The sequence below is a fragment of the Gordonia sp. SMJS1 genome (assembly GCF_029866425.1).
GTDB classification, from domain to species: domain Bacteria; phylum Actinomycetota; class Actinomycetes; order Mycobacteriales; family Mycobacteriaceae; genus Gordonia; species Gordonia hongkongensis.
Map to the genome: position 1 here is coordinate 59,669 of NZ_CP123381.1, position 21,340 is coordinate 81,008.

General features: G+C 62.8%; 23 protein-coding genes, 1 pseudogene and 1 other annotated feature. Of the genes and pseudogenes, 17 read left to right on the top strand and 7 right to left on the bottom strand.

The window, feature by feature from the left end; genetic code table 11:
• The first annotated feature begins 14 nt into the window (after positions 1-14).
• The 3 genes from QAD21_RS00320 (at position 15) to QAD21_RS00330 (ending at position 2,827) form a co-directional block, all read left to right on the top strand.
• Positions 15-146 (top strand): hypothetical protein, encoded by a 132-nt coding sequence (locus tag QAD21_RS00320; protein ID WP_255220179.1) that lies wholly within the window; start codon positions 15-17, stop codon positions 144-146.
• A 156-nt stretch (positions 147-302) separates the two neighbouring features.
• Positions 303-1,874, top strand: coding sequence for a hypothetical protein (locus QAD21_RS00325; RefSeq protein ID WP_280360358.1), 1,572 nt, complete (start codon positions 303-305; stop codon positions 1,872-1,874).
• Entirely contained in the window at positions 1,871-2,827 is a 957-nt protein-coding gene (locus tag QAD21_RS00330) for a prolyl oligopeptidase family serine peptidase (RefSeq protein WP_280360359.1), read from the top strand. Before QAD21_RS00325 ends, QAD21_RS00330 begins: the two co-directional genes overlap by 4 nt.
• A 41-nt stretch (positions 2,828-2,868) precedes the next feature.
• On the opposite strand, the pseudogene QAD21_RS00335 reads toward QAD21_RS00330, so the two are convergent.
• Positions 2,869-3,913 (bottom strand): annotated as a pseudogene (locus tag QAD21_RS00335) (2Fe-2S iron-sulfur cluster-binding protein).
• 1 nt (position 3,914) lies between these two features.
• Positions 3,915-5,126 (bottom strand): cytochrome P450, encoded by a 1,212-nt coding sequence (locus tag QAD21_RS00340; protein ID WP_280360360.1) that lies wholly within the window; start codon positions 5,124-5,126, stop codon positions 3,915-3,917.
• Between the two features lie 238 nt (positions 5,127-5,364).
• Between QAD21_RS00340 and QAD21_RS00345 the strand changes: the two genes are divergently transcribed.
• The 3 genes from QAD21_RS00345 (at position 5,365) to QAD21_RS00355 (ending at position 7,576) form a co-directional block, all read left to right on the top strand.
• Positions 5,365-6,297, top strand: coding sequence for an AraC family transcriptional regulator (locus QAD21_RS00345; protein ID WP_280360361.1), 933 nt, complete (start codon positions 5,365-5,367; stop codon positions 6,295-6,297).
• A 119-nt stretch (positions 6,298-6,416) separates the two neighbouring features.
• Positions 6,417-7,130 (top strand): TNT domain-containing protein, encoded by a 714-nt coding sequence (locus tag QAD21_RS00350; protein WP_004020848.1) that lies wholly within the window; start codon positions 6,417-6,419, stop codon positions 7,128-7,130.
• Positions 7,127-7,576, top strand: coding sequence for an Imm63 family immunity protein (locus QAD21_RS00355; RefSeq protein WP_004020847.1), 450 nt, complete (start codon positions 7,127-7,129; stop codon positions 7,574-7,576). Before QAD21_RS00350 ends, QAD21_RS00355 begins: the two co-directional genes overlap by 4 nt.
• A 150-nt stretch (positions 7,577-7,726) precedes the next feature.
• On the opposite strand, the gene QAD21_RS00360 is transcribed toward QAD21_RS00355, so the two are convergent.
• From QAD21_RS00360 to QAD21_RS00370, 3 genes are all read right to left on the bottom strand, one after another.
• Positions 7,727-8,305, bottom strand: a complete 579-nt coding sequence (locus tag QAD21_RS00360; RefSeq protein WP_231896066.1) for an RES domain-containing protein — start codon at positions 8,303-8,305, stop codon at positions 7,727-7,729.
• 171 nt (positions 8,306-8,476) lie between these two features.
• Positions 8,477-8,815 (bottom strand): hypothetical protein, encoded by a 339-nt coding sequence (locus tag QAD21_RS00365; protein ID WP_033204248.1) that lies wholly within the window; start codon positions 8,813-8,815, stop codon positions 8,477-8,479.
• Between the two features lie 23 nt (positions 8,816-8,838).
• On the bottom strand, positions 8,839-9,930 hold the full coding sequence (locus QAD21_RS00370) for an IS630 family transposase (RefSeq protein ID WP_068884350.1): 1,092 nt from the start codon (positions 9,928-9,930) through the stop codon (positions 8,839-8,841).
• A gap of 135 nt (positions 9,931-10,065) precedes the next feature.
• On the opposite strand from QAD21_RS00370, the gene QAD21_RS00375 reads away from it, so the two are divergent.
• Positions 10,066-10,329: a helicase associated domain-containing protein gene (locus tag QAD21_RS00375; protein WP_004022477.1), complete on the top strand. Its 264-nt coding sequence runs from the start codon at positions 10,066-10,068 to the stop codon at positions 10,327-10,329.
• Between the two features lie 133 nt (positions 10,330-10,462).
• Here the strand turns inward: QAD21_RS00375 and QAD21_RS00380 are convergent.
• Positions 10,463-11,745 (bottom strand): IS3 family transposase gene (locus QAD21_RS00380; protein ID WP_280360362.1). Its coding sequence is split into 2 segments (ribosomal slippage): positions 10,463-11,457 and positions 11,457-11,745, totalling 1,284 coding nucleotides; the frame shifts between segments, so codons are not numbered across the junction.
• Positions 11,339-11,467 (bottom strand) — a sequence feature (AL1L pseudoknot). Its footprint overlaps the gene before it by 129 nt.
• A gap of 119 nt (positions 11,746-11,864) precedes the next feature.
• Here QAD21_RS00380 and QAD21_RS00385 point away from each other — a divergent pair.
• Entirely contained in the window at positions 11,865-12,014 is a 150-nt protein-coding gene (locus QAD21_RS00385; protein WP_156524372.1) for a hypothetical protein, read from the top strand.
• A gap of 135 nt (positions 12,015-12,149) precedes the next feature.
• Here QAD21_RS00385 and QAD21_RS00390 read toward each other — a convergent pair whose 3' ends face one another.
• Positions 12,150-12,626 carry a PaaI family thioesterase gene (locus QAD21_RS00390; protein ID WP_004023289.1) on the bottom strand — a complete coding sequence of 159 codons (477 nt, stop codon included), beginning with the start codon at positions 12,624-12,626 and terminating at the stop codon, positions 12,150-12,152.
• A 258-nt stretch (positions 12,627-12,884) separates the two neighbouring features.
• On the opposite strand from QAD21_RS00390, the gene QAD21_RS00395 reads away from it, so the two are divergent.
• From QAD21_RS00395 to QAD21_RS00435, 9 genes are all read left to right on the top strand, one after another.
• Positions 12,885-13,619, top strand: coding sequence for an ABC transporter permease (locus tag QAD21_RS00395; protein WP_033206584.1), 735 nt, complete (start codon positions 12,885-12,887; stop codon positions 13,617-13,619).
• Positions 13,620-13,629: 10 nt separating this feature from the next.
• On the top strand, positions 13,630-14,493 hold the full coding sequence (locus tag QAD21_RS00400) for an ABC transporter permease (protein ID WP_014928961.1): 864 nt from the start codon (positions 13,630-13,632) through the stop codon (positions 14,491-14,493).
• Positions 14,494-14,501: 8 nt separating this feature from the next.
• Positions 14,502-15,539, top strand: a complete 1,038-nt coding sequence (locus QAD21_RS00405) for an MlaD family protein (protein ID WP_004023292.1) — start codon at positions 14,502-14,504, stop codon at positions 15,537-15,539.
• Complete coding sequence (locus tag QAD21_RS00410; protein WP_004023293.1) at positions 15,536-16,549, top strand: MlaD family protein; 1,014 nt, start codon at positions 15,536-15,538, stop codon at positions 16,547-16,549. The genes QAD21_RS00405 and QAD21_RS00410 overlap by 4 nt, the downstream gene beginning before the upstream one ends.
• Positions 16,546-17,541, top strand: coding sequence for an MlaD family protein (locus QAD21_RS00415; RefSeq protein ID WP_004023294.1), 996 nt, complete (start codon positions 16,546-16,548; stop codon positions 17,539-17,541). The genes QAD21_RS00410 and QAD21_RS00415 overlap by 4 nt, the downstream gene beginning before the upstream one ends.
• A complete protein-coding gene (locus QAD21_RS00420; RefSeq protein WP_004023295.1) occupies positions 17,535-18,596 on the top strand; it encodes an MlaD family protein in 1,062 nt (353 codons plus the stop codon). The genes QAD21_RS00415 and QAD21_RS00420 overlap by 7 nt, the downstream gene beginning before the upstream one ends.
• A gap of 177 nt (positions 18,597-18,773) precedes the next feature.
• Positions 18,774-19,637: an MlaD family protein gene (locus QAD21_RS00425; protein ID WP_280360363.1), complete on the top strand. Its 864-nt coding sequence runs from the start codon at positions 18,774-18,776 to the stop codon at positions 19,635-19,637.
• Positions 19,634-20,590, top strand: coding sequence for an MlaD family protein (locus QAD21_RS00430; protein ID WP_004023297.1), 957 nt, complete (start codon positions 19,634-19,636; stop codon positions 20,588-20,590). The genes QAD21_RS00425 and QAD21_RS00430 overlap by 4 nt, the downstream gene beginning before the upstream one ends.
• 6 nt (positions 20,591-20,596) lie before the next feature.
• Positions 20,597-21,325: a hypothetical protein gene (locus QAD21_RS00435; protein WP_223258800.1), complete on the top strand. Its 729-nt coding sequence runs from the start codon at positions 20,597-20,599 to the stop codon at positions 21,323-21,325.
• Positions 21,326-21,340: the final 15 nt, after the last annotated feature.

Below are 21,340 nucleotides of genomic sequence, written 5' to 3' on the forward strand. Positions count from 1 at the left end.
CGGTTTCCTGCTCGGTGCCGGACCCGACCCCTCACGCGAACATCGAAACGGAGACGAACATGGTGGACAACATCCTGTGGCAGGCGATCCAGGACAACGAACTGGCACTGGCCGTACTGCAGTACGTGTTCTCGGGCGTCAAGTAGGGGAATCCCGAAACAACCGCAATCACGTTGCGGCAGCTCGGTCCGAATTGCGGGCCGAACTGCCGCAACAAACATTTTGGGACGTATTTCAGAAATCGATCCGGTGAATTCACCGGCTACTCGGGCTATGTCTGAATTGTCCGCTAGTGTTTAGCGATGCTCACAGGCACGCGCGGTAATCGATGGCTGGTGCGTCTCTCGGTGACGGCACTTGTGCTGGCGGTGGCCGCAGGTTTGTCGATCGTCGCCTCCGGTCCGTCGCAGGCGGCGCCCGTGGTGAACCCCAACGCCGGAAAGCTCGTCGCGCAGGCCGACTTCCAGGTCAAACGGGACGGTTTCTCCTTCGAGAACTGGGGGCCGAACGACGCTCTGCACACCCGCGGCCTGAGCGTCGAAGGTATGCGGGCGGTCTTCGGCGACGAGGTCTGCGCACGCATCGTGGTCGGTGTGTGTTCGCCGACCACCGTCGCCGAACTGCTGCAGCAGGAATTCAACGAGTCGATGGCGGGCGGGCACTGCTTCGGAATGGCCGCGCTCGCCGCACTGTATGCCACCAAACGTCTGAACCCGTTCCCACTGGCGCTGCCGTGGCAACCGGTCTACAGCATCGGCCCGTCGACGCCGCTGGACGAACTCATCGCGCGGATGTTCATCACCCAGGGCTTCCCGCCCACCGACCTCCTCGAGTCAGAGGTCACCGTCACAGAGGCGCTGTCCCGATTGCGCTCGGCGTGGGCGCGCAACGACAACTACGTCTTGGCGATCTACACCGATGAGGAGCAGAGCGCCGGGCACGCCATCAACCCGATCGCCATCCGCGATCTGGGACAGGGCAAGCGGGGCATCGTGGTCTACGACAACAACTTCCCCGGCGTAGAGAAGATGATCGTCGCCGACCCGGGTGCCAACAGCTGGTACTACTCGACGGCCACCAACCCGTCCGAGCCGACACTGTTGTTCCAGGGGTCGCCGGCCAACAAGATGATGCTTGTTCCGCTGGCGCCGATCCTGGCACGTCATCAGGATCCGGAGCTGCGCAACGACGAGACGGTCGTGATGGTGTCGGACAACAACGGCGGTGCACGCGGTGTCGGCGACGTCGACTGGGACGTGCGGGTCACCGATCCCGCCGGTCGTGCGATCCCGGGTGTCGACAAGAAGATCTTGTTCAACAACGACAACTCCGCCACGTTCACGGTGCCCGCGAACCGGAAGTTCCGGATCGTCGTGGACGGGGTGGAAGCGGGTCGGACCGCGGACATCGACGCCACCGTGCTCAGCGCGGGCGGCGTGGTCGCGATGGGTGATCTCGAGGTGCCCGCGGGTGCGGTCGCGGTCATCGACGCCGATCCGGCCCGGCACGGGATGCGGGTGACCTCGTCGGCACCGTCGACCGCGGAGTTCGAAGTCGCGACCGAGAATTCGCTGCGATCACTGTCGACCGAGACCACGCAGTTGGCGATCGGCCCGGGCTCGGCGGTCTCGGTGGGGGCCACCTCTCCGTCGGGAGTGACCGTTCGATCCGAAGGACGGGCACAGCGGCTCCGACTGGAGGTCGAACGCAGCGACACCTTCACCGATCGCATCGCGGTCAGCCCGACGTCGATCTCGCTGCCCGCGGGCGCGACGGTCACGGTGCCGGTGAATCTGTGGCCCGGGTTCGGACCGCTGCCGGCGACCCTGCGTAGCGGCGCGTCGATCACGCCTGTACCGCTGAGCGTGCGGTGACGGCCACGTCGCGTCGCGTCCGCACCGCACTGGGTGTCGTCGTCGCCGGCGTGCTGGGACTGTCCGCGTGCTCCACGGGAACCACGCCGACCCCGACCCCCAGCAGCAGTGCCACAGCCGCCCCGGTCGAGTACCTCGACGAGGTGACCGTCCACCGGTTCGACTACCCGACGCCGGACGATGGTGACTCCGAACAGAATTGGGCCGAGCTGTACCTGCCCGCGGGTGAGCAACGGGTCGACACGATCCCGCTGGTGGTCCTCATCCACGGCGGTGCCTGGCAGAGCGCCCTCGGGGCCGACGTCTTCGAGCCGCTGGCACGAGACCTGGCCGATCGGGGCATGGCCGTGTACAACATCGAATACCGCCGCGTCGGATCGGGCGGTGGTTGGCCGACGACGTTCCGGGACGTCGCGAGCGCCCTGGACCACGTCGTCGTGGTGGACCGGCAGTTCCCGCAGATCGACACCGACGACGAGCTGGTTGTCGGGCACAGTGCCGGAGCGCAACTCGCGGTCTGGGGCGGCACCCGGCACAAACTGGACGACGACGAGGTCGGTGCGCGGCCGCTGTTTCGCCCGACGCGGGTCGTCTCGCTCGCCGGTCCACTCGACATGACCTATGCGGCCACGCATGGCGACGACCGGATCGTGACCGCCCTCGGCGGCACCCCGGCGCAGGTCCCGCAGCGGTACACGATGGTCGATCCCATCCAGAACATCGATCCCGACACCCCCGTGGTCGCCGTTCACGGAACCGCCGATCGGATGGTCGCGCCGGCCAATTCGCAACGCTACGTCGCCGCCGTCGTGCGCGACGGCGGCGACGCCGAGGCCGTTCTCATCCGTGGCGGCAACCACGGGTCGGTGGTCACCTCGACTGCGCCCGAGTACCCGCGGGTCCTCGACATCATCTCCGGAGCGTCGGCGGCGGATGTGCAGGACGTGGCCTGAGCTGGTCGTCGGCACCGGGACCGACGTGCCTCCGGGTCGACTCAGAGGGTCACGAGACTCGCTGCGGGCGTGTACTTCTCCCGCTTGATCCGCCGGGGCGGCATGCGTCGTCGCTTGAGGGCCCGGACCCCCGCCTCGACCATCGCGGGCGGGCCGCAGAGGTATGCCGAGTGGTTGCGGCAGGAGTCGAAGTCGGCCATCATCGCGTCACCGACGTAACCGGTACGGCCGCTCCACTCTTCGCGGCTGAGGCAGGGCGTGTACCGGACATTCGGGTGCTCGGTCTCGAGTGCGCGCCAGAAGTCAACGTCGTACAGCTCGGCCTCGGTGCGGACGCCGTGGTAGACGTGGATCTCACGATCGGGGTCGGCGTCGAGTGCTGCTCTCGCGATCGACTTCAGCGGCGCGAGACCGGTTCCCCCGGCGAGCAGGATGAGCCCGAACGTCGGGTTCGCCCGGCTGATGGCAGAAGTCGCCCCACGGTCCCGTCATGGACACCGCCGCCCCGACCGTCAGGGAATCGAAGATCCACCGATCGGTGGCGAGACCGTCTGGCTGCCTTCGGACGTGAAACTCGAGAGCGTCGGATTCGCTGGGCGGGTTGGCCATCGAGTACGGCCGGGTCTGGCCGGTACCCGGGATCGACAACTCGACGTATTGGCCGGCCGTGAACTCGAACGGTTCGTCGAGTGACACCGTGATGGACACGGTGTCATCGGCCACCGCGGTGATCGAACCGACCGTTCCGGCGACATCGCGCAACAGGTGATGGCGCTCGCCGCACTCGGCGGCGGGCGGTTCGACGGCGATGTCGGTGATGGGTGTCGACTGACACGACAGCACGTATCCCTGCTGCTGCTCGGCGTCGGACAGGACACTGTCGGGGGCAGGCGGGGCGGTCACCATGCCGTCGATCACCCGGACCTTGCAGGTGCCGCAGGTGCCCTGGTTGCAGGAGTTGGGAATCCACACCCCCTGGCGCAACAGGGCATCGAGAACTCGCTGTCCGTCACCGCAGGTCACCGAGGTGTTGCCGGCGTCGATTCGGAAGGTCGTCGGGCCGGGCCGGGTCGTCGGGTCGGACACGTCACACCTCCCACACCGTGTGCAGTGACGTTGGCCCGCGGAAACCCCAACCCCAGAACTCGACGTTGCTGCTGTTGTCGCGCTCGAGGTTCGGGATGGACTCGAACAGCTCCTCGAGTCCGATCCGGCACACGTGATTGGCGAAGTAGATTCCTGCGCAGGCGTGGTTGCCGGCACCGAATGCGAGATGCGGCAACGGCGGTCGGGTGATGTCGTAGTCCGACGGTGCCTCGTAGACGGAGTGGTCATGATTGGCCGAACCGTACGACATCAGGACCACTGAGCCCTCCGGTAGGTCGACGCCCGCGACCTCGACGTCCTTCGTACTGATCCGGGCCGTGGCCGACCAGATCGGTGACGTCCACCGCATGCCCTCCGAGATCGCGCGCGGGATCAGGTTCGGCTCGTCGACGACCTGCTCGAATTGGTCCGGCCGGCTGAAGAGGCCGACCAGTGTGGAGGCCATGGCGTGGCCAGGCTCCTGCATCGCTCCGAGGAGGTACACGTACAGCGTCGGGTAGATGTAGTCGCGGTCGCGCGTCTGTCCCTCGGGCATACCGTCGTGCAACCAGTGGGAGATCGCGCTGTCGTCGGGATTCTCGATCCAGTTGTCGATCAGCGGATTGACGATCGACTGGATCTCCAGCTTCGCGGCGTCGGCCTCGGCGAAGCCGTCCGGGTTGGTGAACTCGCCGTTCTCGTCGACTCCCGCGTTGGTGAACGACGCCGACAGTTTGTGGAACCATTCGCGCAACTTGTCCGAACTCACCGACTGAAGGCCGAGAAGGTCGCCGAGCGCGCGCACGCTGACGGGTTCGCAGTACTGGCCGACGAGTTCGGCGCGCCCCACGTCCTCGAAGTCGCTCAGGTACCGGCGGGCGATCGGCCGGACGAGGTCGTCGATCCACCGGTCGACCTCCTGGGGTTGCAGGGCTGGATCGACCATCGACCGTAGGTCGTCGTGGATCGCACCGTTCACCCCGATCACTGCCGGGTGTCCGAAGGTACGGCCGCCGGCCTTGGTGATCACCGCCTCGAAGTCGGGGCTGGTGGCGATCGACCGGCAGATGTCCGCGGTCGTCGCGACGTACGACCCGAGAACCGGGACATAGGCGAGCGGCGCCTCGGCGCGAAGCCGTTCGTAGACGGGGTAGGGGTTGCGTTCGAGTTCGGTCATCGTGATGTCGTCGATCCACGACATGGTGCTGGTCATGGGTTCCTCCGCTGTGTTCGTCTCGAGAGCCGGGGGCGGCGGCCGGCAGGTTGTCGGCGACCCGGTGCGAGGTGACATTAGGGACCGCCGACCGGGCGGTCGATACGCTTCGCGCGTCGGCGGCACCGATCGCGCGGCAATGTGATCGCAGTCTCCGAACCGGGTGGCGAGTGTCGTGTGTCACCGGGTTGAATCGAGATGCACGACCCTGCGCGACCGGAGTACGAGGAAGAAGTCCATGCGGAGCACGACATCGACCAGCGACTGGGAGACGGCGCATCGTGCCGTCGAAGAGGTGTACTTCCCGCATGAGCTGACCGCGCTGTCGTCGCCGGATCAGCTGAATCTGAACCTGCAGACCGTCGAGCTGGGACCGGTCACGATCGGCAAGCTCAACTGGGGAACCAACGTCTCCATCTCCTGCGACTACCCGGGTGCCTACGAGATCAACATCCCGATCCGCGGTGTCCTGGACTCGCGCGCCGGGTCGGTGGAGACGACGTCGGAGGAAGGCAAGGCCACGGTCTTCACCGCGGATCGCCCGTCGACGATCACCCGGTGGTCCGCGGACTGTGTCGTGGTCGGGGTGAAGTTCGACGCCGACTACCTCGAATGCGAGGCCGACCGGGTCCGGGCGTCGGCGCTGCGTTCACAGTTGCGGCTGCCCGATCAGCTGGATCTCGCCGGACCCGACCAGCAGGCGTGGTTCGGGCTCGTGCGCGCGTTGTCGGCCCAGGTGCGCGAACCCGCCGACCTCCTGTCGAACCCACTGGTCGGACCGCAGCTGGCGAGCGCGATCAGCAGCGCGTTCCTCCTCGCTGTCTCTCCGGAAGAGGCGGGGACCGGTCTGCGCCCGCGGATGGTCAAGCGTGTGCTCGACGCATTGCATGACGATCCGGGACGCGACTGGCGTCTGGCGGACATGGCCGAACTGGGCGGCTCGAGCCTCCGGCGGCTGCAGGAGGGCTTCGCCGAACACGTCGGTGCGAGTCCGACCCAGACGCTACGGGACATCCGACTCGACCGGGCTCACCACGACCTCACCGAAGCGGACAACACCGACACGGTGGCCGAAGTTGCTGCGCGATGGGGCTTTTCGAGCCCCAGTCGGCTGGCGGCCGCGTACAAGAAGCGCTACGGCATCCCGCCGTCGGAACACCGTCGGCGGTAGGCATTCCGGGGGTACCGCTCGAATCTGTGCCGGAACTTCGCAGTTCAGACCACGCGGCGACGCCGATCGGTTAGTTTCCGCACTGCGTGATTCCGACGGACCCATCGAAAGGCGCGGCCATGAAACGTCGCCATGCTCTGCTTGCCACCCTCATCAGTGTCACGCTGGCACTCTCCGGGGGAGGGGTGGCGGCCGCCGCGCCGAACCCTTTGGGCGCATTGGATTTCGGATCGCTGGGCGGGCCGGAGGCGGGTGGATGTTCCGCACAGCTGTTGTACAACGACGAACTGTTCGGTCCGAAGATTCTGGCGACCGATGCCCCGGTGGGTCCGCAGTTGAGGGGTTACGACCGGCTCGCGGGTCTGAGTCCGAGCGAGTTCCTGCAGACGTATCGGAAAGGGGACAAGTGGGACTATCCGGACCACGACGGATACACGCTGAACCCCGACGGGTCCGCCAAGAAGTCGCTGACCACCCTCAACCCGAACAAGCGGATAGATCGCTATGGTCCCGCCAATGGTCGCTTCCTGGCCCCCGCGGGCACGCACTACAAGAGGCGGGCGCTTCCGCCGGAGAACCTCGTCGACAAAGACAACCCTCAGTTCTGCAACTACCACGTGTACGTGGTCATGCGCTCGGTGAAGGTGTGGACCGGACGTATCGCCAAGGGCTTCGGTCAGCCGGGCGGCGGCATTCAATATCAGATCGACCAGCAGCTCCTCGATCCCGGGTTGATCGAGGACCATCGCGGATGTTTCAACGAGACAGGCGGTTTCGTCAACACCCAGTGGTTGCTGTGTTCGGGTGTGCTCGAGAGCGTCTTCCCCGGATGACGTCGGGCGCCGACGACCAGCTCGACCCCGAGATGCGCAGCCGGATAGCCGATCTCGCGGCGACGATGTCGGCGGAGCCGTCCGATGTGCCTCGCCTGGGTCACATCCTCGACGACGCGACGCCCTCGTGCGTGCGCGACTCGGACGGTGTGTGGCACTTGATCATTCGCGAACGCGGCACGGTGATGTTCGACCGGCAGTCCAGCGATCCAGAGGAGTTCCTGAGCTGGGTTGCGGTGGCGATCGCCGAAGCGGCGTCGTATCGGCTGCACTCGCCCGGCGCGCCCGACTATCTGCGCCGGATCTGGGCGGAGCAGTATCGGATGCTGACCGCGGCCGACCCGGGGTGGGCCCGTACGTGGCTGGAGCGGACCCGGAAGAGGTTGGTCGACCAGGGAGCCGACGATCGTGAACTGGCGCAACTGCCGGGCGGGCACCACGGCTGAGACGAGGCCGGGAATCGGCGTCCACCGGTGTGGGCGGCGTAGCGGTGCAGGTTCGCTATCCCGGTCTCGAAGAGACGATCGTAGTCACCACGGCTGGTCGAGCCAGACTCATACTCGTTCGACATTGCGGCACGGCCTTTTCAGTCCGGTCTACGCGGGGGTCCACTCGAGTCCGAGGAGCGTCAGGGCGCGGGCCAATTGTGGATCCGCGGCGTCGATGGGGCAGTGATCGACAACGTCGATGTGGGGGCTGATGTCGGGGTCGGCGGCGCGTTCATAGAGCGCCCACATGCGCAGCTGGTCGCCGTGTCGGGAGTCGAACTCGATCCCGTCGACCGCTGCATGGCCGTGGTCGGTGAGGGCGTAAATCCAGCGGGAGATGGCCTGGGTGAGCCCGCGGGGCCGGCCGTCCCGCAACGCGGCGGTGTCGAGGTCATCGAGCCCGTAGCGGATCGCGAGCGGCCGAAACACCGTCCGGAGGGTGGCGAGGCTGTCCGGGTCGGCGGGCACCGCGAACCGTCCGGTCAGGGTGCCGTGACCGATCATCCGTAGATCGCACCACGATCGCGGAACGTGGCCGGGCGGCAGCGCGGGGTAGTCCTGCTCGTCTTCCTCGTCGACGACGATGTCGTCGAGCTCGGCGATCAGTTGTGGGCTGGGTCGGGCGAAGGCGAGGACTTCGAGGTAGCAGGCCAGGGGAGTGTCGGCGCAGTACAAGGTGCGCCACACCCCCGTCGGGGTCGTCCCAGCGGCCGGCGAAGCGGTCGTCGGTGGCGTACTCCCATGGTGTCCACTCCCACGGGCTGGGCGCGTATCCGACTCGATATATGGGCGTGGCAGTCCGGATGCTGGTGGTGATCGGGCCGTGCGGGGTGCTGATCGTCGAAGGCTGTGGTTGGTTCATCCCACCGCGGCGAATTGGCGGGCGGCGGCGAGTACTTGCGGTCCGACGTCGGCGAGCTCGCCGTCGCGCAACAGCAATGCCGGCGCCCGGTCGTCGAGGACCGGGTTGAGGCCCTGGAACCAGGCTTGTGCGACGGCGGGGGTGTCGCGTTCGGTGATCAGGCGGGCGGCGCGGTAGGCGATCCGGAGCCGTTCGACGTCCTCGGGGTTGGCGATGGTGCGGGTGCCGTCAGCCCATTGCCGCACCGCCCGGGTCTCGCTCACCCGACCCAGGTAGGCGACCAGCCGCGCGCCGAGCAGATCTCGCAACGCAGCCACCAGTTCGGGCTGCGACATACGAGCCGCCTCGGCGTAGGCAGCTAGTGTTCTGAGTCATTAATTCGTGTGCAGTAGTGGGCGATGGAGTCGAGGATCTGGTCAGCGGTCTTGACCCACACGTAGGGGCGGGGGTTGTCGTTCCAGGTCTCGATCCATGCTCTGATGTCGGCGTTGAGCGCTCTCACGGTGCGGTGGGGGGAGCGTTGGAGCTTCTTGGTGGTCAGTTCGGCGAACCAGCGTTCGACGAGGTTCATCCAGGATGAGCTCGTCGGGGTGAAGTGGACAACGAATCGTGGGTGCGAGGTCAGCCATCGTTTGACCGCGGGCGTCTTGTGGGTAGAGGCGTTGTCCATGACCAGGTGGACGTCGAGCTCGTCGGGCACCTCGGCGTCGATCTTGCGGAGAAACCCGATGAATTCTGTTGCCCGATGCCGTGAGTGAAGCGAACCGATCACTTTTCCCGACGCGATGTCCAACGCCGCGTACAGACTGGAGGTGCCGTTGCGCACATAGTCGTGGCTGGCCCGTTGCGGGGTGCCCGGGAGCATGGGAAAGATCGGCTGGGTGCGATCGAGAGCTTGGATCTGGGTCTTCTCGTCAACGCAAAGCACCAGGGCACGTTCGGGTGGGTTCATATAGAGCCCGACGACATCGCGGACCTTCTCGGTGAACAAGGGATCTCTCGACAGCTTCCACGAATCCTGTTTGTGCGGAGCCAATCCGAACGCCCGCCACACACGCGACACGGTTGACTGTGACATGTCGAGATGCTCGGCCATCGCCCGCGTCGACCAGTGTGTCGCATTCTTCGGAGTGGTCTCGAGAGTCGCGGTGATCAAGTTTTTGATCTGCTCGTCGTCGACGGTGCGAGGTCGCCCAGGCCGGGGTTCGTCGAGCAACCCCTCGCAGCGGTGCTCGACGAACCGGCCTCGCCAGCGCCGCACGGTACTGCGATTGAGGCCGAGTCGTTGTGCCACTTCAGTATTCGAACCGCCATCAGCGGCGGCGAGAACGATTCGTGAGCGCATCGCCAAACCCGAGGCCGTCGTTCGCCGACGCGCCCACCCTTCGAGCTCACGGCGCTCGTCATCAGTCAGAACAATATCCACTGCTCGCGGACCCCGGGTTGCCATTCCCTAGCCTAACAACCGAACGGAAATTAATGACTCAGGACACTAGGTGGGGTTCGCCGCGCTACATTCCAGTGATGACCGCACTTGAGCGCGGTCTTCCCGTTACGGCAACGTCGAACACACTCGTGAGCTGTCGTGGCTGAATCTATTGGCGATGGGCGGTTCGAGGCCGGGCTCGAGCACCTGCACCGCTACGTCGCGGTGTACGGCACCAGCAACGCCCGCCGGCGCGATGTCATTGACGGATTCGCGATCGGCACCTGGGTGCAGAGCCGCAGCGCTGACTACCGCAAGGGCCGGTTGTCGGCCGAGCGGATCGAACGGCTCGAGACCGAGTTCCCGGACTGGCGGTGGACCATCCGGACTAATCAGGGATGCGTCAATGCATCGCGACCGTAAGATGGCGAGCAGCCACCGCTCACGGAAGCGGAGCTTGAGAAACTGTTCCTCGCACTGGCCTAAACAGTCGGCCAACCTAGTACTACCGCGAGTCGTAGCGACTTGAATCGCCCCGGGTTTGCTGGAGGCTCGGTTAGTTGGTTCCAGCGTTTGCGGGGACCGGGTTCTCACGGTAGCTGGTGACGGTGTGGGTCGACCAGTAGGCGCTCTCGTACTCGACGGGTGGGACGTGTCCGATCTCGCCGTGCAGGCGGCGGTGGTTGAACCATTCGACGTACTCAGCGACGGCGATCTCGACCTCGCCCACACCTGCCCAGCCGCCTCGCGGGCGCATCACGGGGTTACGGATGCATTCGGCTTTGAACAGCGAGTTGAACGCCTCAGCCATCGCGTTGTCGTATGAATCCCCTTTGGAGCCAACAGATGTCACCGCTTCGGCTTCGGCCAGTCGTTCGGTGTAGCGGATGGCTCGGTATTGCACTCCGCGGTCGGAGTGGTGGATCAGCCCGGCCACGTCGTGGCCGGCACGCGACCGTGCCCACAATCCCATGTTCAGGGCGTCGAGGGCGAGGTCGGTGTGCATGGTGGTCGAGACCTGCCAGCCGACGACCATCCGCGAGAACACGTCCAGGACGAACGCCGCGTACACCCAGCCCGAGTGGGTGCGGATGTAGGTCAGGTCCGCCACCCACAACGCGTTCGGTGCCGCCGCGGTGAACTGACGGTTGACCCGGTCAGCCGGCCGGGGTGTTTCAGCTCCCTCGCTGCGCGTGGTCTTGCGTGTCTTGAGTCTCGCTATCCCTTGCAGCCCATCGGCTTTCATCAATCGCTCGACGGTGCAGCGGGCAGCACTATGGCCCTGTCTGCGCAATTGGGCATGCACCTTGCGGGCACCGTAGACGCCGAGGTTGTCGGCATGCACCGCGCGGACCTGGGTAAGGAGCTCCCGGTCACGCACCACACGAGGCGCCTCGGTCTTCTGGGGGCTCAGGTGGGCTCGTACCGTGGACGGAGCGATCTGGGCGGACGTATCGCGCAATGCCGCACAGATCGGATCGACTCCGTGTTCATCGCGGTGAGCCGCGACGAACTCCACGATCAGCGCTGTGGGCGGTCGATCTCCGCCGCAAAGAAAGCCGAAGCCTGCTTCAAGATCGTGTTCGCTCGCCGCAGTTCACGGTTCTCCCGCTCCAACGCCGCGATGCGGTCAGCGTCCTCACTCGTGGTGCCCGGGCGGACCCCGCCGTCGATCTCGGCCTGACGAACCCAATTGCGCAACGCCTCGGGATGGACTCCGAGCTGATCGGCGATCCGCTTGATCGCACCTCTCGACGAATCGGGATCTTGTCGCGCTTCACATGCCATCCGGGTGGCCCGGTCCTTGAGTTCCTCACTGTACTTGCGTGGTGCTGCCATGCTCTCCATCCTTCACAGGTTCGAGAGCCTCCGACAGACCCGGGGCGGTTCAACTGTAGCCAGGACGGAAGGAAGAGAGCTGCACATTCGAGGGAGCTCGCCGCCCTCCCCTCAATCCTGTGAGAACAGTGCTGCCGGTGACCGTTATGGTTCAGCCGCTGTGTACGAGCCTGATGCTGCAGCGCCGCGACTGGTGGGCGGGCAATCCGCTCGGCCTGACCCTCGCGGTCAAGCCGGTCCTTGCGGTGTTGTTTTCCTGTCGCTACTGAACCGGCAGTGGAAGGCCGAGCGTTTGCAGTTCCAGCCCTGTTGACCGTCGCAGCCTGACCGCTGGCGGTGGATCGCCGAACGTGGTCGCGTACCTCGCAGAGTTGGCGGCGCGCAGAACGGAGACGCGTGCGGCGTCAGTCTGACCGCGTGAAGTTGGCGAAGAAGTCATCGATTGTTGATACGTCGGCATAACGTCGAAAGTGAGCAACGTCGACCTTGACGAAAACACCGCTAGAGGTGAAGTACGTTTGCTCATCGAACGATCCGGCGGCCGCGATGTGCAGTAGGCGATCCGACTCGTGGTCAATCCAGGCAGTGAGACGTATGGGAGTGTGCAGCGGGACCGGCCGGCGGTATTCGACGGTCAGGGTGCGGGTCACCGCGGGGGTCCGCGCGATCCACAGGGTGAAACCCATGATGTCGTCGCAGGCGGCCGAGATCGCGCCACCGTGCGCCAACCCGGGCGCGCCGAGGTGTTTCTCGTCGAAGGTGTGATCGGCGTACACCCGCTCGCCGCTCCGGTAGACCTCAAGTTGAAGTCCGTGGGGGTTGCTGCTTCCGCAGCCCATGCACTGGGACGAGTGTGCCGGCAGTCTTGCTTCGGGGGTCATCTCTGATCGTTGTCCTTAACTCAGCCCGCCACCTACGCAACAGGGTGCGGGGGGATCGATGAGGTGTGGGAACCGGTCCCGAACACGGTCTGTGCTCACCACTATAGGTAATACTGCCAGTACCTGATACTGTCCATTACGCACACGCGAATGGAGTGGCGCACACCACGCGCACTAGGGGGGGAGATGGCCATCACCACCGGCACAGGCGTCAACCGTCTGCTAGACGGCGCTGCCACTTTTGGTAACACCGTCGGCTTGGCTGGTCAGGCCCTGCGGTGGGTAGCAGTAGACATTGCTACAGGACGATTTCCGTTTCGCGAAGCCGTATCGCAAACCTGGTTCGTCATCGTCGTGACAACTCTGCCGGCGATTCTCGTAGCTGTGCCATTCGGTGTCATCGTGTCAGTACAGGTGGGTAGCCTCACTCAGCAAGTTGGGGCCACGTCAATAGCTGGCGCCGCTGGTGGCCTCGGGATTATTCAACAGGGAGCGCCCATCGTTACCGCCCTCCTACTCGGGGGCGCGGCCGGATCAGCGATTGCCTCTGATTTGGGTGCTCGAACGATTCGCGAAGAAATTGCTGCCATGGAGACACTCGGACTCAATCCGATCAGGCGAGTCGTAGCGCCCCGGTTCGTATCTGTGTTGATCACCGCGCCGCTGCTCTGCATGCTAATCGTCTTCACCGGGCTGCTGGCGGGCTACGCCATCAGCGTCGACGTCCAAGGCATCACACCAGGCAGCTACGTCGCCTCGTTCGCTTCGTTCGCATCGATAACAGACATCGTTGTCGCTCTATGCAAATCGCTTGTGTTCGGACTTGTAGTGGTGACGATTGCTTGTCACCGCGGCCTGTCGACGAAAGGCGGCCCTAAAGGCGTCGCAACCTCAGTAAATGCCACCGTAGTACTGGGCGTCGTCGCATGCTTCGTGATCAATGTCTTTATCACGCAATTAACAACCATGTTCGTCCCCCAAACTATTGGATGAGAAACGCCTCGTGACCACCGTTCCCTCCCGGAGGTTCTCCGCCGCCACCCGCCCTGTCGAAGCCGTGATCGCGCCAGTTGTACACGTACCTGAACGCTTGGGGCACGTCGCGACCTTTGTGATCGCCGCGGTCCTCGGCATCCGCCATGTGATCACCACCTACCGACGCCAAACCCTGCTCTACATACAAGAATTCGCCTGGGGTAGAGGTGCAGTCTTGGTCGGTGGTGGAACGGCCATCGTCCTCGCCATCCTCGGCATCGCCGTCGGCGCCTCAATCGGTATCCAGGGTTACGCCTCTCTGGACCTCGTAGGGATGGGTTCACTGACGGGGTTCATCTCTTCCTATGCCAACACCCGAGAGCTTGCGCCAATGATCGCGGCGATCGGGTTCGCAGCACAAGCCGGCTGCCGGTTGACAGCTGAGATCGGCTCGATGCGCATTTCCGAGGAGATCGACGCTCTCGAGGCTATGGCGGTACGTCCTATTCCATTCGTCGTCAGCACTCGCGTAGTTGCGTCGATCACGACCGTGATTCCTTTGTACATCGTCGCGCTTATTCTCGGATTCGGGGCCGCCAAACTCGTCGTCACACAAGTTCACGGCCAATCCGGCGGCACTTACGATTTCTATTTCGACCAGTTCCTCAAACCTCAGGATCTTGCCTTCTCGCTTATCAAAGTTCTTGTATTTGTCATTTCTGTAGTGATTATCCATAGCTATCAGGGCTACTTCGCCACAGGCGGAGCTGAGGGGGTGGGTCGAGCGTCCGGTCGAGCGATCCGCACGAGCCTCATAGTCATCGTCGTGGAGGACATGATCTTGACCCTTCTGATGTGGGGATTCGATTCCGGCGTACGGATTTCAGGGTAGGGGGTTCAGTGGCTGTCTTTCATGATCCGTCCGGACGCGAGCCGTCGCACGGGAACCTGGCCCTTCGGGGGGTCGCCCTATTGATCCTCGGCGCGATAGCTGCCTACTTACTGATAAGTGACGCTAACGGCGACTTCAGCGATCACACGTCGTTGACCATCAACACCGACGCGATAGGCGACGGATTGAAGGGGGGATCGGATGTGAAGTACCTTGGGTTCACCGTGGGGGAGGTCTCGAGCATCGCGGTTCGAGACCGTGGCGCGGCGGTCAAAATCAACCTCACCGGTTCCGGTAACGACCTAGTTCTCCGGCAGGGCATGACGGTGAACTACACCTCGTCAAACGCATTGGGACCAACTGCACTGGAGATCGTAGATCCTGGACAAGGACCACCCATCGGTTCCGGCGGGAGTGTCTACGTGAGCAGGTTGCAATCTGAACAGACCTCGGTGTCAACGCTTGTTCGCAAGATCTCCACGCTGGTCGAGGCACTGGACCAGCCCTCATTTGAAGCGGTAGTGAGGTTCATCGTTGAGGACTCGCAGGCAATGGCTGATAGCGGAAGACTCGTTCTCCAGATTGCGCAACTCACGCGAGATGTCCAGAAACGGCCGGTCGGGGAGGACCTAGGAATTGCGGCTAACCTGTCCACCGGAGTCGCCGACTTCATGACGCCGTTTGTCCCTGGCGTCTTGAAGAACGTCGATATCGCTGACTTTTTCGCCACCCAACAAAACATCGACCGCACGAAGAGTAATCTCGGCGACACGGGAAAGGTTCTTTTCGGTGGGCTCGGCGGCCTGCTCGATAAGAATTACCCAGCCCTGAGTTCGCTGTTAGACGTCGGCCTTGACCTAGCGCGGCCCGTCGCCAGATCCGCCTCGGGGCTAGTTCGCACGGTGTACACGATCCCGCAGATCCTCGATGGCATCGACAAAGCCTTGCCGAAATTCAACGAACGGGTCCAGCTCCAGCTAGCACTGGTGGTCCAGACGTCGCCTGCCCTACAAGGCGCATTGAGAATGGGGGGTGCCACGCGATGACTCTGAGGTCGCTAACACCCACAATCATTAAAATCGTCGCTTTCATCGCTCTCATCGGAGTCCTTTCATATGTCATCATCGCGATTCTGCAGCCGACCAACGAAGGGTCACCCAGTTCGCAGCGTTCCGCGGTGTTTGCCGACGCTTCCGGACTCAAGCCCCGCGACGGGGTACGACTCGCTGGAGTGAAAGTGGGATATGTAACGGCTGTCGATCTCGAGGGCTCAACAGCGATCGTCCGTTTCCAACTGGATGACGGTGTCGCGATTACCCCCGCGACGACTGCCGCTGTGCGTTACCAAAATCTGCTGGGGCAGCGGTATGTGGAACTCATCAATGCCGGACAAGGCGCCGACCAGGACTCGATCACACAGGTGGCACTCGAGAAGACCGTCCCGTCCTTCGACGTATCGACACTATTCAACAGTTTCAAACCAGTATTCGATACATTGAATACTGCGGAAATCAACGAGCTTCAGTCGAACCTTCTACGGGTTGCCCAGGGAGACGGTCGAGGTATCGCACCAGTCATGAAGCAAGTCGCGAACATCACTGATTACGGGAACCAGCGTTCAGAGATCATCACCAATATTGTGACGAGCCTGGGGCAGGTGTCCGACCAGTTGATGGGGCGCTCCGCTGAACTGGTTGAGTTGATAGACAAATTGGGGTCAATCGTCGATGCGTTCAGCCGCGTGAGCGATCGACTGCGGGCCTCGCTGCGAGAGGTCAACCGTTCGATGGCAAAGACTGTACTCGCCGGTGAGCAGATCGAGTCGACCTACGACACCAGCTTCGCGGCTATCTTTCAGAGATTAGTGCGGGAGCCAGGGGATACAGAAGGCCTACTGAATGGTGCCGTTCTCCTGAAGCCGCTCCTGGACGCCCTGGCCGCAACATCCAACGCGACTCCCCCGCCCTCGGCGGCAGGGTGTGCCCGAGGGGTGCTCGACCTACCGAGAACAGTGCAGATCGCCCTGATGGGTCAACGACTGGTGGTGTGCCAGTGACCCGTTTCTTCGGCAAGCGTCCGCATCACCGCCCGCAGCGTCGGCGGGACCTCATCCTGGCGGGGGTCGTAACGATGGTCACGGTGGCCGGTCTCGTCGCCGCCGGAGCTGTGTATATCTCGCCGCCCGGACAAACTATCTACAGCGCGGAGTTAGTCAATACCGGCGGATTGGAAGCTGGCGACCAGGTACGTATCGCCGGGATCAGGAAAGGCAAGGTAGCGTCGGTCGACCTGACCGGAACGTTCATCACCGTGCGGTTCCGGCTGGATGACTCGATTGCCGTTCGGTCGGACGCGACGGCGAACGTCCGTCTCCTCACCCCTATCGGTGGACGTGTATTGGACCTCGACCCAGGTTCAGGCCCGTCGGCCATTGACGGCGCGATCCCACTGGTGCAGACAGGCAGCACCTATGATATTTCCAGCACCCTGGAGACATCTACACCGGTGTTCCGTGACGTGCGTGGTGTTGATCTACGGCGCACGGCGGCGTTGCTACAGGATGCCTTTTCCGACGGAAACACCAATATCCCTGATGCCCTGCAAAACGCGAGCAGCCTGATGGACTTGCTGGAGCGTCAGTACGCACAACTCGACAAGACGGTGGCTTTGTCCGACGAGTATGTCGCTGCCCTCGCAAACCGCAAGCAGGTACTCGTGGACTTCCTACGCCAGCTCAGCTTCCTTGCCCGCACCCTTGGACCAGACATCGCCAACGTCCAGAGCGGGTTCGATTATCTACGTCGTCTTTTTAAGTTGCTGACCCGGCCGCTTGTCGCGTACCGCGACGGTATAGAACCATCGGTACAGCAGTTTAAGATCCTTCTAAACAAGGTGTCGGCCCAGATGCCCGCCTACCAAGACGCGCTGGCCCAGGTCGATCAGATCACCAGAAGACTGAGCATTCTCCTCAATGCTCCGCAGGTCGGACCTGCGAGTCCTGAACCGACCGTCCGCGTCTGTATCCCGATTGGTGATAACAAATGTTGACGGAGCGGATGCGTCGGCATCTGATCCCGATCGCCACCATTGTCACACTGGCAGTAGTGATCGGCGGCGTCGGAATCGACTATGCGACAGCCGACGACGACACGCGATCACTATGTGCGGAGTTTTCTGACGCATCAGGTCTGTACGAAGGCAATTCCGTCGCGATGCTCGGCAAGAAGGTGGGCAGGGTCGTAGGCATTCACGAGGAGGGACAGAAAGGTGTGCGTGTCGATATGCGGATCGACAAGACCGTGCCGCTTCCCGCAGATGTGGGTGCGACCCTGGTGTCCACCTCGATTGTCACCGAAAGACAAATCGAGTTCACCCATCCCTATCGTGGCGGAGAATATTACAAGTCGGCTGAGTGTATCCCACTGGAAAAGACCAGGACTCCACTGGGGATTAGTCAAACGCTCGACGCGATCAGCACTCTTTCAGACGAACTCGTCAAGGACGACGGACGTAACACGGATGCGATTCTTCAGGCACTTACACTCGTCTCGAAAAACATGGAAGGGACCCAGGGTGATATATCCGGCATTCTCCAGGACTCGGCCACGCTAATCAACGATCCGACCCGGCGTGATAGCCAGATACGCAGGATTGTAGCCAATCTCGCCACCTTAACCGGTGTTGCCACCGAAAACAGTACTGAGGTGACCCAGCTATTCGACAACTTCGTAGGCGCAATTGAGGTGATTGTTGCTTTCGGTCAAACATTCGGCGCCGCAACAGAGTACGCAGGCACCTTCGTCCCTATCCTGTCGCGCCTATCGTCTGACTTCGGGCCACCTATTTTCTCACTTGGAGATGCTGCGGTTCCCCTCCTCTCGCAAGCGGGCAAGCAAGAAAACATACTTGCGTCCGTCGCCGCTCGAACAGCTGACCTCATCGTTGAGCATCCAGATGCGAAGTCGATCCTGCGGGCATTCGCAATATCTGTACCACTGCAGGCCCTCAAGAACGCGTGCGCTCCTCCTTCCGTCAAGGACGTTTGCGCGACGGGTAACGAAGCGGCGACGATCGCCAACTTGATCGGAGGGCAACCTCGATGATGATCTACGGCTACCTTCGTCGTGTCACGGCCGCGATCGTGACGCTGTTCGTAGCGACTATCGCCCTCGCCGCCTGCAGCATCAGTGCTGACAACCCGCCGACCATCGGTGGATCATCCGCCCGAGACGGCTACGACATCGAGATCGAGTTCACGAGTGCTCTGAACTTGCCTGCCCGTGCCAAAGTCCTCTCTCGAGGGATTGACGTTCGGTGCCGTCACCAGCGTCGCTTACGACGGAGGCCACGCGCTGGTTGCTGCCCGAATTGATAAAGACGCCCAGCTGCCGGAAGATTCGCGCGCGGAACTCCGCCAAGACACTCTCCTGGGCGAGATTTATGTGGCCATCCTTCCCCCTGCACAGCAGTCCACCCAAGGCTTGCTGCGCGCGGGATCGGTAATACCTCTCTCACGCACCGAACCGGCTGCCAACGTCGAGGACGTGATGCGGGGTATGGCTAACGTATTGGGCGGGGGTGAACTCGATAAAATCCATACCGCGATATCGACGCTGAACTCGACTTTTCCGAGTGACCCCGCCCAGTTCGATGCGCTCTACCGCACGACCTTGCGCACCGTGTCTGAGGTGTCTGCCAACACCGACAAACTCGACGTAATCCTGCAGTCAGCCGATCGCACACTCAAAGTGATCCTGGCCGACCCGTCAGGTACAGACCGAATGTTGACCAAGGGGGGAGTGAACTTTTATGGTCTGGGCTACTCGCTAATTGACGTAGCGCTACTCATCGCTAATCTGCGCGACTTCGCGGTATCCGCAGGCCGTATCGTCGACCCTGAGTATTCCCGCATCAAGGAAACGGTGGGCGCGATCGCGCCAGTGGTCGCGTCCATCGCGTACTCGGACATCTACTCCAAGGATGTTTCCGACAAGGCGGCTCGTGTAATACGCGAAAGGCTCATCCCATTCGTCAGCTCGCCAGATATCAACGTCTCCGATGTGTCTATCGATGGCCGAGAACTGGCGCGGCGTGATGCCGAGTCGTTCATAACCGTCTTGCGAGCGATCGGAATGATGCCATGATCCGCAGCACCCTCGTATCGCTGGTTGCCCTTGTCCTCGTTCTCCTCGTCGGAGCGACATACTTGATCATCGACGTGGCACGGGTAAACCCGTTCCGCACCGACTACGCGATCTCGGCCATACTCGAGAGCTCGGGCGGCCTTCTAGACACATCACCGGTAATGTTAGAGGGGGTGCCGGTGGGAAAAGTGACATCTATTCGCGTCACAGGTAATCAGCTCGCCGTCGACATGTCCATCGACTCCGACTATAAGATTCCTCGCGGCAGTGTCATGACGATTCAGAACCTCTCGGTCGCGGGAGAACAATACATCAATTTCATCCCACCGGGCACAACCACCAGTGAGTACTTGCGTAGTGGGGACCTAGTGCCCGCCGGCGCCATCCGCGTGTCGCAATCCGTTCCCCAGGTGCTCCCGAAAATGTCGGCAGTGGCGGACGCGCTCGATCCAGCATCGATTCAGTCCATCAACGAAACGATCTCGGCGGCAGTCGACGGCCGGCAAAAGGACCTCGACACGATCGGAGACATGATGCACCGCCTCGTGGACTTCGTCGGTGACGACGGTGCCGTCCGTACCACTGCGGACAATGCCGAGTTCCTCCTGGGCCTTATGTCGAACGTGGGCGGTGTGCTCAGCACCGCGTCGGTCCGGACCCCGGATGCCGTCGACGGTTTGGCGAGGATCCAACGTGCGTTCATCGTTTTCACTTCTACGTCCTACGACAAATGGCCACCGATCCTGAAGCTAGTGGAAAAGCTCAGCGGCTACATCCAGATACTCCAGCCCGATATTGTCGCCATTACCCGCGCGGTGAAGCCGGCGACGGCGAAAGTCGCAGACACATACATCGACTTCGGATCGATCGGTGATCTTCTGGCTCGAACATTCCCAGCGTCACATCGGGGGCAGGCGCAGATTCCGATCGCCGTCACGCCATCACCTCGCTGACGCCCGATGGATACCTCCTACACCAGCATTCACAGAAGGCAGCAAATGACGGCACAAGACAACGGACCAGAATCCAAGGACAGCAGCGCTGAGGATAAGCTGACTGCGGCTTCCGACAAAGCAGATCGCAGCGACGCCACTGGTGCTACAGAATCTGCGACGTCCCAAGACGGTCCCGCCCCGGACGAGGCAAGCCCCCCGACGTCCGATGCCAGGCACCGATGGAGATCAGCACGCGTCCAGGCGGTGGCCGCCGGCGCTTTCGTGGTGGCACTCGCGGTGCTGGCCGGCCTCTTTGCTTACCTCTACATTGACATGAGGGAAGCAAAGACGTCCGCGGAGAACGCTGCCACACAACGAGCGCAGGCAGCGCAGGCAGCATCGGACTACACCACAAAGTCGCTCACCTACAGCTACCAAAACACCGGCGCATTCTTTACCGAAGTGAAAGAGAATGCCAGCGATGCGTTGGTCAAGCGATACGACGATGTCGAACCCACCCTGACCCAAATCATGGAACAGGCCAAGGTCCAAGCGTCGGGACGCGTACTGGCGACCAGTGTCACCGGCAGCGCCAGCGAGAACCGGGGGGAATACACGGTGCTGGTCTTCGCCACCCAGAAGACCCAGAATGTTCAGAACCCTCAGCCGAGCGAACTCCCCACACTGTTGAAAGTAGTCGTGCTGAAGACCGAGAACGGCTGGCAGATCCAGGATTACGGACCTGCCGAATGATCCAGCGTCCGCCGC

What these genes read in the sequence shown, in the direction of transcription:
- QAD21_RS00325 (WP_280360358.1), top strand. Translation starts at nt 303, where the DNA reads ATGCTCACAGGCACGCGCGGTAATCGATGGCTGGTGCGTCTCTCGGTG.
- QAD21_RS00340 (WP_280360360.1), bottom strand. Translation starts at nt 5,126, where the DNA reads ATGACCAGCACCATGTCGTGGATCGACGACATCACGATGACCGAACTC.
- QAD21_RS00345 (WP_280360361.1), top strand. Translation starts at nt 5,365, where the DNA reads ATGCGGAGCACGACATCGACCAGCGACTGGGAGACGGCGCATCGTGCC.
- QAD21_RS00350 (WP_004020848.1), top strand. Translation starts at nt 6,417, where the DNA reads ATGAAACGTCGCCATGCTCTGCTTGCCACCCTCATCAGTGTCACGCTG.
- QAD21_RS00355 (WP_004020847.1), top strand. Translation starts at nt 7,127, where the DNA reads ATGACGTCGGGCGCCGACGACCAGCTCGACCCCGAGATGCGCAGCCGG.
- QAD21_RS00365 (WP_033204248.1), bottom strand. Translation starts at nt 8,815, where the DNA reads ATGTCGCAGCCCGAACTGGTGGCTGCGTTGCGAGATCTGCTCGGCGCG.
- QAD21_RS00370 (WP_068884350.1), bottom strand. Translation starts at nt 9,930, where the DNA reads ATGGCAACCCGGGGTCCGCGAGCAGTGGATATTGTTCTGACTGATGAC.
- QAD21_RS00390 (WP_004023289.1), bottom strand. Translation starts at nt 12,626, where the DNA reads ATGACCCCCGAAGCAAGACTGCCGGCACACTCGTCCCAGTGCATGGGC.
- QAD21_RS00410 (WP_004023293.1), top strand. Translation starts at nt 15,536, where the DNA reads ATGACTCTGAGGTCGCTAACACCCACAATCATTAAAATCGTCGCTTTC.
- QAD21_RS00420 (WP_004023295.1), top strand. Translation starts at nt 17,535, where the DNA reads ATGTTGACGGAGCGGATGCGTCGGCATCTGATCCCGATCGCCACCATT.
- QAD21_RS00430 (WP_004023297.1), top strand. Translation starts at nt 19,634, where the DNA reads ATGATCCGCAGCACCCTCGTATCGCTGGTTGCCCTTGTCCTCGTTCTC.
- QAD21_RS00435 (WP_223258800.1), top strand. Translation starts at nt 20,597, where the DNA reads ATGGATACCTCCTACACCAGCATTCACAGAAGGCAGCAAATGACGGCA.